This window comes from Sphingomonas silueang (assembly GCF_040049155.1).
Classification (GTDB): domain Bacteria; phylum Pseudomonadota; class Alphaproteobacteria; order Sphingomonadales; family Sphingomonadaceae; genus Sphingomonas; species Sphingomonas silueang.
The window spans coordinates 1-11,147 of sequence record NZ_JBDZDK010000057.1 but is presented as its reverse complement, the minus strand read 5'-3'; the positions used below and the strand labels follow the sequence as shown (position 1 = coordinate 11,147).

General features: G+C 66.7%; 14 protein-coding genes. 6 read left to right on the top strand and 8 right to left on the bottom strand.

Annotated elements, in window-relative coordinates:
* Positions 1 to 187 precede the first annotated feature (187 nt).
* From ABLE43_RS22590 to ABLE43_RS22565, 6 genes are all read right to left on the bottom strand, one after another.
* Entirely contained in the window at positions 188 to 919 is a 732-nt protein-coding gene (locus tag ABLE43_RS22590; protein WP_348980214.1) for a PepSY domain-containing protein, read from the bottom strand.
* The gene (locus ABLE43_RS22585; RefSeq protein ID WP_348980213.1) at positions 916 to 2,094 is read right to left on the bottom strand and encodes a copper resistance protein B; all 1,179 of its coding nucleotides are present in this window, start codon (positions 2,092 to 2,094) and stop codon (positions 916 to 918) included. The genes ABLE43_RS22590 and ABLE43_RS22585 overlap by 4 nt, the downstream gene beginning before the upstream one ends.
* A 23-nt stretch (positions 2,095 to 2,117) precedes the next feature.
* Positions 2,118 to 4,088 carry a copper resistance system multicopper oxidase gene (locus ABLE43_RS22580; RefSeq protein ID WP_058733720.1) on the bottom strand — a complete coding sequence of 657 codons (1,971 nt, stop codon included), beginning with the start codon at positions 4,086 to 4,088 and terminating at the stop codon, positions 2,118 to 2,120.
* A gap of 66 nt (positions 4,089 to 4,154) precedes the next feature.
* A complete protein-coding gene (locus ABLE43_RS22575) occupies positions 4,155 to 4,724 on the bottom strand; it encodes an RNA polymerase sigma factor (protein WP_041043254.1) in 570 nt (189 codons plus the stop codon).
* Positions 4,721 to 5,161 carry a periplasmic heavy metal sensor gene (locus tag ABLE43_RS22570; protein WP_041043253.1) on the bottom strand — a complete coding sequence of 147 codons (441 nt, stop codon included), beginning with the start codon at positions 5,159 to 5,161 and terminating at the stop codon, positions 4,721 to 4,723. The genes ABLE43_RS22575 and ABLE43_RS22570 overlap by 4 nt, the downstream gene beginning before the upstream one ends.
* Positions 5,158 to 5,430, bottom strand: coding sequence for a hypothetical protein (locus ABLE43_RS22565; RefSeq protein ID WP_041043252.1), 273 nt, complete (start codon positions 5,428 to 5,430; stop codon positions 5,158 to 5,160). The genes ABLE43_RS22570 and ABLE43_RS22565 overlap by 4 nt, the downstream gene beginning before the upstream one ends.
* 120 nt (positions 5,431 to 5,550) lie before the next feature.
* Between ABLE43_RS22565 and copC the strand changes: the two genes are divergently transcribed.
* Positions 5,551 to 5,922: a copper homeostasis periplasmic binding protein CopC gene (gene copC / locus ABLE43_RS22560; RefSeq protein ID WP_041043251.1), complete on the top strand. Its 372-nt coding sequence runs from the start codon at positions 5,551 to 5,553 to the stop codon at positions 5,920 to 5,922.
* Between the two features lies 1 nt (position 5,923).
* Entirely contained in the window at positions 5,924 to 6,853 is a 930-nt protein-coding gene (gene copD / locus ABLE43_RS22555; protein WP_041043250.1) for a copper homeostasis membrane protein CopD, read from the top strand.
* 36 nt (positions 6,854 to 6,889) lie between these two features.
* Here the strand turns inward: copD and ABLE43_RS22550 are convergent, their stop codons facing one another.
* Both ABLE43_RS22550 and ABLE43_RS22545 read right to left on the bottom strand, forming a co-directional pair.
* A complete protein-coding gene (locus tag ABLE43_RS22550) occupies positions 6,890 to 7,213 on the bottom strand; it encodes a four-helix bundle copper-binding protein (protein WP_201279672.1) in 324 nt (107 codons plus the stop codon).
* Between the two features lie 71 nt (positions 7,214 to 7,284).
* On the bottom strand, positions 7,285 to 7,674 hold the full coding sequence (locus ABLE43_RS22545; RefSeq protein ID WP_041043248.1) for a MerR family transcriptional regulator: 390 nt from the start codon (positions 7,672 to 7,674) through the stop codon (positions 7,285 to 7,287).
* A gap of 72 nt (positions 7,675 to 7,746) precedes the next feature.
* On the opposite strand from ABLE43_RS22545, the gene ABLE43_RS22540 reads away from it, so the two are divergent.
* From ABLE43_RS22540 to ABLE43_RS22525, 4 genes are all read left to right on the top strand, one after another.
* Positions 7,747 to 8,397: a cation efflux transmembrane domain-containing protein gene (locus ABLE43_RS22540; protein ID WP_041043247.1), complete on the top strand. Its 651-nt coding sequence runs from the start codon at positions 7,747 to 7,749 to the stop codon at positions 8,395 to 8,397.
* Between the two features lie 65 nt (positions 8,398 to 8,462).
* The gene (locus tag ABLE43_RS22535) at positions 8,463 to 8,759 is read left to right on the top strand and encodes a hypothetical protein (RefSeq protein ID WP_348980212.1); all 297 of its coding nucleotides are present in this window, start codon (positions 8,463 to 8,465) and stop codon (positions 8,757 to 8,759) included.
* Positions 8,760 to 8,820: 61 nt separating this feature from the next.
* Positions 8,821 to 10,098, top strand: a complete 1,278-nt coding sequence (locus tag ABLE43_RS22530; RefSeq protein ID WP_348980211.1) for a TolC family protein — start codon at positions 8,821 to 8,823, stop codon at positions 10,096 to 10,098.
* Positions 10,098 to 11,147, top strand: a 1,050-nt coding sequence (locus ABLE43_RS22525; RefSeq protein ID WP_348980210.1) for an efflux RND transporter periplasmic adaptor subunit, incomplete at its 3' end; no start/stop codon positions are given. The genes ABLE43_RS22530 and ABLE43_RS22525, both read left to right, overlap by 1 nt.

Genomic DNA, 11,147 nt, shown 5'->3' with positions numbered 1-11,147 from the left:
TCGATCAGGCGTCCGCGGCACACCCGCCAAGGTCAATGCGAACGCTGGTCTTGCGGCCAGCGAAGGGGTAAACTCGGGCAGTATCTCGGATGGCAGTCATGAGAGCGTATATCTGTGCCCGTTTTATGTGACGCCCCCATCATGCGCTCTCCTGTGCGGCCCCACCCACTCAGGCATACGCGGCTCTCTAGCGGACCCCTTGAGCTTTTCTGCGCCGTCGACGGGGCCAGCGCATGAAGAGCAGGATTGCCCCGGCGACGGCGAACACGAGTCCCCCCGCTGCGAAGGCGTTGAGCCACGGCGTGTTGAACCGTTCGTGCTCGGTCCAATCCATGATGTGGAGTCCCCAGAAGAAGTCGTAGAGCCGCCACGTGCCGGTTCGCACCGATGTCAGCCGGCCAGTCTCCGCCGCGACGTAGATGCGGGTTCCGTCGGTGTCGGGGAAGGAAGCACGCCAGGCGGGGAGGGCACCGCGGTACTCGGTGCTGAGGCGCTCGATCCGCTCGACGACGGGCGCCGAACCAGTTTCGCCGCGATACGCCTGCCTTGCGATCAGCGCTGCGGCCGGGCCGTCGACCGGGGGCAGCGGCTTTGCGGTGCGGGCGTCCAGCAAACGCACCTTGCCGTCGCCGAGCTGGGCTTCGACGATCGGCCGCCCCAGCAGCATCCGGTGCTGGAGCTGACGCACCGGCGCTCCGGCCGATGCGAGAAGGGCAGGGACGGGCGCGAAATCCTGAGTGGCGATCAGGGCCGGTTCGACGTTCCGGTCGATCCGGTGATCGCCATGCACGGTGTCGATCGGCAGCAGGCTCATGACGAGCCCGCTGGTGAACCAGACGATCGCCTGCGCCCCGATCAGGAGCGCAAGCCAGCGGTGAACCTTGCTTGCCCCGACATGGAGGCGGAGCCGCGGGCTCAGAACCAGGTCCTCACGCCCGCGACGAAGCTGAAGCCGCCCGTATTGTCACCGCGTGCGCGGGTGAAGCGCGCGGTGTCGCCGAACTGCCGCTCCCACGACACGCCGATGTAGGGCGCGAACTCGCGCCGGCCCTCGTAGCGAAGCCGAAGCCCGGCCTCGAGGTCCGTGAGCCCGGAGCCGGTGCCGGTTTCGGGCACGTCCTGCGCGGAGAAATTGGCCTCCACCCTAGGCTGGAGCACGAACCAGTTGGTGATGCGCTGGTCGTAATAGCCCTCCGCACGGCCAAGCACGTCGCCCTTGTCGGAGAGGAACAATGCGCCCTCCACCTCGAACCAACCGGGGGCCAGCCCCTCGATCCCTACCGTCGCGTAGGTGCGCGAGGGGTTGGGCTTGAAGTCGTAGCGAACGCCCGCCTGAAGGTTCCAGTATGGATCGAGCGCGCGGCTGTAGAGCGCCTGCACCTCGGCCTGTTCGAGCGGCTTGCCGAACGTGCCTTCGCCCTCGCTCTTTAGCGTAAAGCGATTGATGTCGCCCCCGATCCAGGCCTCGCCATCCCAGCGATAGCCGTCGCCACCCTTGCGAGCCTGATATTCGGCGAGATTGAAGAGGATCTGATAGACGGTCATTCCGCCATGCTCGCGGCGTAGATCGTTCTCGCGCGAGCTGGCCATGGCGTCCGCGCCCCAGAAACGATCGGCGAGGTGGTCCCCGGCTGCAGCGGGAGCGGGCTTGTTGCCGGGGGGAAGGTCGGTTCCGACCTTGGCAGCGGGCTGATCGCCGGGCATCGCCATGCCCGGCATCGTGCTCATGTCGTGGCCGGCATGCGGGTCCTGCCCCGCACCTGTCGATGCTGCCATGCCCGGCATAGCAGACATATCGTGCCCGGCGTGCGGGTTCTGGGTGGGCGCAGCCTGCTGCTGACCGCTCATATCCATTCCCTGCATCCCGCTCATGTCATGCCCGGCATGAGGGTCGGCAGCCTGCGTCTTCGCCGGTTGCGCGCGCCGCGGCGCGGTGCGTCGGACGGGAGCCTTACGCTTAGTCGCGGACTTGGCCGCGGCTTTCGCCTTCGGCTTGGCGGCCGGCTTTGCCGGCATCGTCATGCCCGGCATGTTGTGCATGGAATGGTCCATGGTCTGCCCGAATGCGGGTGTCGCAAGGCCGAGCGGCGCCATACCGGCGAGGAGGAGCGACCGGATCACGCCGCGGCCTCCCCGGCCTTGCGGACCTGGACAACGCGCATCATGCCCGCGTGCATGTGGTAGAGCATGTGGCAGTGGAAGGCCCAGTCGCCTTCCTCGCCGGTCACGTCCCAGCTCACCGTGCCTCCCGGCTGCACCAGCACCGTATGCTTTCGGGGGGCATAGGCGCCCTTGCCGGTCACCAGGTCGAAGAAGTGGCCGTGGATGTGGATCGGATGTCCCATCATCGTGTCGTTGATGAGCGTCACCCGTACCCGCTCGCCGTGAAGCAGCGTGATCGGGTCGGGGTTCTCCGACAGCTTCTCGCCGTCGAAGCCCCACATATAGCGCTCCATGTTGCCGGTGAGGTGGAGCTTGATCTCCCGCTCCGGTGCGCGTGTGTCCGGGTTGCGGTCGAGCGCCATCAGGTCGCGATAGGTGAGAACGCGATGCCCGACATTCTCCAGCCCCTGCCCGGGATCGCCGGTCCGATCGACCGGCATCGGCGAGATGGTCTGCACGCCCGGTCCCTTTTTAACCTCGGGGGCATTGCTGAAATCGCGCATGGAATGGCTCATGCCGCCCATGTCCATCCCGCCCATCTGATCGCCGTTCATCGCCGGCATCGTGCCGGAGCCATGGTCCATACCGGCCATGGCGCCGCCCTGAGCCTGGCCGTGGTCCATGCCTGCCATGCCGCCTGCCGCGGTGCCGGCCGCGCCGTGGTTCATTTGGGAATGATCCATACCCGCCATCGCGCCGGTGCCCGCGCCATGCCCCATCGCAGCATGGTCCATGCCGGACATCGAACCCGCAGCGCCGCCCATGGCGCCATGATTCATGCCGCCGTGGTCCATCGTGCCATGATCCATGCCGCCCATGCCCATGTCCTTCATGGTCGCGAGCGGGCGCTTGCGGAGCGGGGGCACCTCGGCCGCCATGCCCTCGCGCGGAGCGAGCGTCGCGCGGGCCATGCCGGAGCGATCGATGCTCTCACCGACCAGCGTATAGGCGCGCAGGTCGGGCGGGGTGACGATCGCGTCATAGGTCTCGGCCGGGCCGAACTGGAACTCGTCGATCTCGACCGGGCGCACGTTCAAGCCGTCGGCCGCGACGATCGTCATCGGCAGGCCCGGAATGCGGACGTTGAAGGTGGTCATCGACGAGGCGTTGATGAAGCGCAGCCGCACCCGCTCGCCGGGGCGGAATAGCGCGGTCCAATTGTCCTTGGGGCCGTAGCCGTTGACCAGGTAGGTGTAGACCGAGCCCGTGACGTCGGCGACGTCGGCGGGGTCCATCCGCATCTTGCCCCACTCCAACCGCTCTTTCAGCGACTGATCCTTGCCGGCGAGAAGCCCGGCCAGGGTCTGGCGCTGGCGGTTGAAGTAGCCCGACTCCTTCTTCAACCGATCGAAGAGGTAGTGCGGGTGGTGGAAGCTGTGGTCGGACAGCACGATCACGTGCTCCCGGTCGAACTTCACCGGATCGGGGTTCTTCGGGTCGATCAGGATCGGGCCGTAATGCCCCTCCTGCTCCTGAAGCCCCGAATGGCTATGGTACCAGTAGGTGCCGCTCTGGATGATCGGGAACTCGTAGGTGAACGTCGATCGCGCCGGAATACCCGGAAAGGCGATCCCCGGCACCCCGTCCATCTGAAACGGCAGCAGCAGCCCATGCCAGTGGATCGAGGTTTCCTCGTCGAGCTCGTTGACGACGTGGAGGCGGACGTTCTGTCCCTCGCGCAAGCGGATGAGCGGAGCGGGCACGGTGCCGTTGATGCCGATGGCGTGGCTCTGCCGCCCGTCGATCATCATCATCTGGTGCGCGACCTTGAGCGTGATGTCCTCGCCCGACACCGTGGGCAACGGCTTGGCGATGCCGGCCGAGACGGGCTGTGCCCATGCCGGCATATAGGCCGACAAGGCGAGGCCGCCGCCTGCCAGACTGGCACCGCGCAGCACCTGGCGGCGGTCGAGAACGCGCGACATGCAAGCTCCTAAGAATGGGGCCGTGAAGGGCCGTCGACCCTTCTACGCGGCCGATCTGTCCAACCCTCAGCGGTTCCCTAGTTTTTCGAGCAGCCGCGCCCGCGCGCGATAAAGGCGAGTTTCCACCGCCTTCTGGCTGATCCCCAGCACCTCGGCCGTTTCGGCCTGGCTCAGCCCTTCGATCGTCCGAAGTACCAGAGGCTCCTTCAGGTTAGCCGGCAGGGTCGAGATGGCGCGCGTCACGCGGTCGAGTTCCTGCCGATCGCCGGCTGCGTCGTCGATCGGCACCTGTTCGTCGACGATGCTCTGGACCTGTTCGTCGTTCGGCAGCGCGAACGACAGAAACCGGCGCACGGCACGCTTACGCGCCCAATCGCGGCATTTGTTGACGGCGATGGTCGTTAGCCACGCCTGCATCGATCGGTTGGGGTCGTAGCGCGACAAGGCCTGATGCGCGGCCACAAACGCTTCCTGCGTCACGTCCAGCGCTTCGTCGGCATCGCCGAGGAAGGCGCGCGAAAGCCGGAACATCGGCTGCCGATAGCGTCGCACGATCTCGGCGAAAGCGGCTTGTCGGCCGGCGATGCTGAGCGTCGCCAGTTCGCCATCCGACAGCGCGGTCCAATCGAGGCTCACCCCTGGCCGTCGGTGAGCGCCTTCACCACCGCGTCATCGAATTGAGAGGTCTGATCGGGCCGGAGAAGCTGACGCATGGCGAAGATGTGCGCCAGCGTCGCCTTCTGCAGCTCGCCCATCGCGGCATGGCTCTGGTCGACCGCGGCGGCCACTCGCGGACCATTGCCGTGCTCGGCCTCGATCGCCTCGGCAAGGCGGGCATTGGCGGCACGCATCTCCAGCTCGAGGGCGCGGCGTTGCACCGCGAACCGGTCTTCGAGCACCTTCAATCGGGCCTGCTGGTCGCCATCGAGCGCGAGCTTGTGGTGCAGCACCTCGTGGAGCGCCGCACCGGGTTGCTTGGGCTGCGGCAGCAGCGCGCGCCCGATAAAGACACCACCAATCGCTGCCAGGAAGGCGAGCAAGGCGCACAGGACAACCCGCTTGGTCGAGGTCATGGCTCGCCGATCAGCAACGCGGAAGGAGCGAGGGGGGAGGCTCCGCCGAGCGGCGCGAGCGAGACGGCAGGGCTTGCCGTCGCGGGCAGCTCGGCACCGACGATCCCGACACCGAGCGCCGCGGCGGTTATCACACCGATCCCGAGCCCGGCTCCGCGCACGGCGGGGCGGCTGCCGATCCGTCTGAGGACTTGGTCCTCGATACCCTCCAAAGCGGCCGGGGCGGGTGCGCCCGCTAGTCGCGCCAATGCTCTGTCTAGATCGTCCATGCTTTCCACTCCACCCCTCTATCATCGGATACGCATCGCTGCCCATCATCCCTCAACCGCCGGTGAGGGGTCGGGCAGCGCGCCGCGTAGAAGGGTGCACGAACCTCGTCGGAGTACCCCATGCGTAGTCTCGCCCTTCCTGCCGCCCTCACTCTCCTGAGCCTCGCCAGTGCGGCGCAGGCTCACCCGAAGCTCGTTGTGGCCTCACCCGCGCCCAACGCGACCGTTGCCAAGCCCGCGCGTGTCGCTTTGCAGTTCAGCGAGAGGCTGATGCCGAAATTCTCCGGTGCGGACTTGATGATGACGGGCCATGGCGGCACCACGCACCCACCGATGAAGGTTGCAACCACCACCCAGGTTGCACCCGATGGCCGAACGCTGGTCGTGGTGCCCAAGTCGCCGCTCGGCGCGGGCCGCTACAGCGTCGCATGGCACGTCGTCTCGGCCGACACGCATCGGGTGTCGGGCAACTTCGCCTTCGCGGTGAAGTAAGGTGGATGCCGACTGGCCGTTGATCGGGGTCCGCTTCGCGCTTTATGCGACGTTGAGCGGGCTGTTCGGCCTGTCGGCGTTCAGCCTCTACGGGCTCAAGGCCGGGGAGCGCGCAGACGCACTCGCCTTGCGCCCTTGGCTGGTGGGGAGTGGCCTGCTCGGCCTTCTGTTTTCAGGCATTGCGCTCGTCCTGCTCGCCGCGGCAATGGCTGGAGCGCCGCCGTGGCCGATCGATCGGGAAGCGATCGGAATGCTGATCACCGGCTCCGCGACGGGCACGGCGTGGGAAGCGCGCATGGTCGCGCTGATTGTGGCCGTGATCGCCGCGCTGATCGCGGCAGGACGTACCGCGCCGCTCGGCATGGTGGCGCTCGCGGCGGGCATTGCGCTCGCGACGCTCGCCTGGACAGGCCATGGCGCGATGGATGAGGGCGCGACGGGCTGGGTCCATCTGCTGGCCGATATTCTGCATCTGTTGGCGGCCGGAGCCTGGGTCGGCGCACTGCTCGGGTTGACGCTGCTCGTGGTGCGACCGGCAGTTCGCGTCGACGTCGCGCATCTCAGACTGACCCACCGGGCGTTGCACGGCTTCGGTCTGGTCGGCACGCTCGTGGTCGGCACGATCGTTGTGACGGGCCTGGTCAATGGCTGGCTGCTGGTCGGTGCCGGCAATTTACCGAGACTTCTGACCACCCTTTACGGCCAGCTCCTCCTCGCCAAGCTGGTACTGTTCGGCGCGATGCTGGGGCTGGCCTCCCTCAATCGTTTCCGGCTGACGCCGGTTTTCGAGCGCTCGGTTGCCGCGGGCGATCATCGGGCCGCGCTTGGTGCTCTGTGGCGCAGCCTCGCGATCGAGACGAGCTGTGCGGTCACGATCCTCGCTCTGGTCGCCTGGCTGGGGATGCTCGAGCCCCCCGCAACGGCGATGTGAGGAGCGGGCGGCCGATCGCCACCCGCCCATCACCGATCAGGCGGCCATCTTCTCGCATGCATCAGCACAGCGCTCGCACGCGGCGACGCACTCTTCCATGCCGTCGAGCCCGCGGCAGGTCTCTGCGCAAGCTCGGCAGATCTGGGCGCAGATGCCGCATACGAGCTTATGCTGGTCGGACCCGCGCGCCATGAAATCGAGTGAGGTGGCGCAAATTTGCGCGCAATCGAGCATGATCTTGATGTGGTCGGGCGCGGCATGTGCGCCGCCCACCTGAAGGCAGTGCTGGGTGGTCATCGACAGGCAGGTGACGTGGCAGTGATGGCAGGCGTCCATGCAAGCCTGCATCTCGGCGCTCATATGATCGTGCATCGGTGATCTCCGCGTGAGCCCCCGCTCAAAGAGTAATACGCGGCTTGCTACTTGTACCCTCAAGCGTGCGAGAGGGCGTCTATGACGCGGCAATCAGCGATGATCGTGGCAGTGCAGGCGCCGCCCCACTGCGCGATCTCAGCACGGAGCGCAGCAAGGTCCGCTAGCTTGCGGTCAATCTCCTGAATGTGAACCGTAGCTATCGCGTCGGCCTCTGCGCAGGAACCGCGAGGATCGTCCGCCAAGCGAAGGAGGTCGCGCACCTGGTCGAGGGTGAAACCCAGATCACGCGAGCGTTTGATGAACGCGAGACGATCGAGATGCGATTGCCCGTAGAGCCGATAGTTTCCACCGCTGCGCTCCGGGGGCGCGATCAGACCCTCGGCCTCGTAGAATCGAACCGTCTCGACCTTCAGCCCGGTCCGCTGCGCGATCTCACCAATCTTCATCGCTTACCTCTTGACCCTCTAGTAGGATGAGGGTTCATATAGAGCGTCTGATCCACGAATCGAGCTTCGATAATGGCAGACGCTTGTTGCTCAGCGAAACGCGACACGATCGCGGAACTCGGTCGCAAGGCCGAGCAGCGCCGCGTGCTAATCATCGTGATGCTCATCAATCTCGCGATGTTCGTGGTCGAATTTGGCGGCGGCGTTGTCGCGCGTTCCTCCGCCTTGATGGCGGATTCGGTCGACATGTTCGGCGACGCGGTGGTCTATGCGCTCAGTCTCTATGCACTGCATCAGGGGGCGCGCTGGGGAGCGGGCGCGGCGCTGGCGAAGGGCGGCATCATCTTGGCTTTCGGCGTCGCGGTCATTTTCGAGATCGCGGACAAGATTGCGAACGGCGTTCCTCCGGCATCGGGCTTGATGCTCGGGGTTGGCAGCGCCGCGCTGGTTGCGAACCTCATCTGCCTGGCGCTGCTCTGGCGCTTCCGCCGCGAGAATGTGAATATGTCGAGCACGTTCGAGTGCTCGCGCAATGATGTCGCGTCGAACGTCGGGGTTCTCGCGGCTGCCGGATTGGTCGGCCTGACCGGCTCGGTTTGGCCGGACATCATTGTCGGCGGATTGATCGCCGCGATTTTCCTGCGCTCGGCATGGCGCGTGCTTCGCGAAGCCTGGCCGGCATGGCGTGCCGCGAAGGCACCGGCTCGCGAGTTATTGCAATGACATGGAAACCTCTCCGTGGTAAGGGCGGGTTCGTGCGAGCCTTTTTGCCTCTCCTGACATGCCTGATGCTGGTTCTCACCAGCTTCTCCGGCATGGCTCATGCCGCCGATTTGGCGGGGGGAAGCATCGCGGGCGTTGAGTTTACCGTTCATACCGCCGGTGACATCGACGAGGTTCCGTCGGATGCGGACAAGAACGTCCCGCACCATCACAATCACTGTCACGGGCATGATGTTGGTGCGCCTGCGCGCACGACGATCGAATATACCCACGTCCTCACGATGCCCAAGCCGACAATCTCCGCCTCTGCGTCGCTCGATGGCCGCACTGGCATGGTCCATTTGAGGCCTCCGCAAGCCTGACGTCCGATTTGGGCGCGCGTTGGGCGCGCCCCTGTCGATCATCGTCAGGAGTCCTATTTTCATGTATCGTATCCTCGCGGCCATGCTGGCCGCAGCGTCGTGCGTCACTATGGCGCAGGCGCAGGTCGGACCGTCCGCGGCTGTTACGCAGGACGTGCCGATCTACACTCTTGACCAAGCGGTCAGTGCAGCGGGTGGTTCGGCCCCTGCTGCCGAAGCGGCGACAGCCGCGATTGACGCGGCCCGTGCGGGCCGTACGGTCGCCGGATTGCGGCCCAACCCGGTTGTCCAGGGCCAGGTTGAGAACGTCATCGGCTCGGGGCCGTATCGGGGTGTCCGCAGCGCGGAATCTACGGTCGGCTTTGCGATCCCGATCGAGCTAGGCGGCAAGCGCGGCGCCCGCGTCGCGGTCGCCAATGCGCAATTGTCCCGGGCCGAGATCCAGGCCGCGATCATCGCAGCCGATGTCCGGCTTCAGGTGACGCAGCTCTATGTCGAAGCGGTCGCAGCCGACCGGCGGGTGGCGACGGCGCGGGATCAGGCCCGGATCGCCAGCGACGCGCTGCGCGCTGCGAGCGTCCGGGTGCAGGCGGGACGTGCGTCGCCGCTGGAGCAACAGCGCGCGGATGTCGCGCGCATCAATGCCGATGCCAATGTGGAGCGGCAGCTTCGCTTGGCAGAGGCCGCCCGCGCCAATCTGGCGCGTCGGATTGGCCGACCGATCGACGGCGCGCTCGATGACACGCTGCTCGATCGCCTGCCGGGGGCGAACGTCTATGGGCCGGTGGCACCGGTCAACACAACCGGCACGCTCGCGCTGGCGGCGGCGAACGCGGATTTCTCGATCGCGGAAGCCGGCGTGCGGCTCGCGCGCGCCAATCGCGTCCCTGACCTCAATGTCGGGCCTGCGATCCGCCGCCTGGAAGCGACCAACGATATGGCGGCGGTGTTCACCGTGACGATCCCGATCCCGGTGTTCAACAATGGTCGCGCGGCGATCGCGCAGGCGACCGCGCAGCGGACACAGGCGGATGCACAGCGTCGCGTGACCGCGCTCGACATCGAACAGGCGATCACGGACGCGCAGGCGCAAGCGGCCAATGCCGCAACGACGGCTCGTGCGGCGTCTGGGCCGGCGCTGGCGGCTGCACAGGAGGCCGCCCGCATCGCGCGGATCGGTTATCGCGAGGGCAAGTTCGGCCAGCTCGAATTGCTCGATGCGGAACGCACTCTCGCTGAAACGCGGGTCGCCGCGATCGATGCGCTTGCCAACTACCAGAATGCCCGCGCGCAAGTGGAGCGACTGACCGCTCCTGCGCCCAATGGGGGAAATCAGTGATGAAGAGCTTCTATCTCGCGGGCGCGGCGTCACTCGCCCTGCTGTTGGCTGCCTGCGGTGGCAAAGACACCGGGAACGAGGCGGCCGCCAATGGAGCAGCCGGCAATGAAGCGGCTGCTGGTGCGGAAAAGGGCGGTGCTGAAGGCGGTCACGCTGATGAGGGCGTCGTCCTATTGGGTGCCGATCAGATCGCTGCGGCGGGCGTCCAGGTCGGACGGCCGATCATCGGCGGAGCCGGAACGATCGAGCTTCCCGCGATCATCGAGGGCGATCCCCAAGGCACGCAAGTCGTCTCGGCCGCGATCGCGGGACGGGTGGTCGCACTGACGCGCAACCTTGGTCAATCCGTGGGGCGCGGCCAGACTATTGCGGTAATCGAGAGCCGCGAGGCGGCGCAAATCAAGGGCGAGGTCGAAGCGGCACGGGCACGGCTTCAGCTCGCCAATTCGAACCTCGCACGCGAGCAACGGCTGTACGCGCAGAAGGTGTCTCCTGAGCAGGATCTGATTGCTGCCCGCACGGCGGCGACGGAAGCGCGGATCGCGCTGACGCAGGCGCGGAGCATGGTGTCGGCCGCCGGTGTCGGCGGCGGTGGTCTCAACCGGCTCGGCATCGCCGCGCCGATCTCGGGCCAGATCATCGCGCGCCCCGTGACGCTGGGACAGACGGTTGCGGCGGACGCCGAACTCTATCGCATTGCCAACCTGAGCCAGGTGTCGATCGCGCTCAATCTGAAGGCTGAGGATGCGGGCCGGGTACGCCCCGGCAACACGGTACTGGTCAAGGCGGCGGGCCGTCAGGCGACCGCGCGCGTGACCTTCGTGTCGCCAGCACTCGATCCGCAGACGCGGCTCGTGCCCGCCCTTGCCACGCTCGACAATCGCGGTGGTGAATGGCGGGTCGGCGAGCCGGTGACGGCTGCCGTCCAGCTCACGGGCAGCGGCGGGAGCGGGGCGGTCCGCGTGCCGACGACGGCGGTCCAGAGTTTCGAGGGCAAGTCGGTCGTGTTCGTGCGCACGCCCACCGGCTTCAAGGCGACCCCGGTCCAG

Coding starts and splice junctions, on each gene's coding strand:
- ABLE43_RS22585 (WP_348980213.1), bottom strand. CDS start 2,094: ATGGCGCCGCTCGGCCTTGCGACACCCGCATTCGGGCAGACCATGGAC.
- ABLE43_RS22580 (WP_058733720.1), bottom strand. CDS start 4,088: ATGTCGCGCGTTCTCGACCGCCGCCAGGTGCTGCGCGGTGCCAGTCTG.
- ABLE43_RS22570 (WP_041043253.1), bottom strand. CDS start 5,161: ATGACCTCGACCAAGCGGGTTGTCCTGTGCGCCTTGCTCGCCTTCCTG.
- ABLE43_RS22565 (WP_041043252.1), bottom strand. CDS start 5,430: ATGGACGATCTAGACAGAGCATTGGCGCGACTAGCGGGCGCACCCGCC.
- copC (WP_041043251.1), top strand. CDS start 5,551: ATGCGTAGTCTCGCCCTTCCTGCCGCCCTCACTCTCCTGAGCCTCGCC.
- ABLE43_RS22550 (WP_201279672.1), bottom strand. CDS start 7,213: ATGAGCGCCGAGATGCAGGCTTGCATGGACGCCTGCCATCACTGCCAC.
- ABLE43_RS22545 (WP_041043248.1), bottom strand. CDS start 7,674: ATGAAGATTGGTGAGATCGCGCAGCGGACCGGGCTGAAGGTCGAGACG.
- ABLE43_RS22540 (WP_041043247.1), top strand. CDS start 7,747: ATGGCAGACGCTTGTTGCTCAGCGAAACGCGACACGATCGCGGAACTC.
- ABLE43_RS22535 (WP_348980212.1), top strand. CDS start 8,463: ATGCTGGTTCTCACCAGCTTCTCCGGCATGGCTCATGCCGCCGATTTG.
- ABLE43_RS22530 (WP_348980211.1), top strand. CDS start 8,821: ATGTATCGTATCCTCGCGGCCATGCTGGCCGCAGCGTCGTGCGTCACT.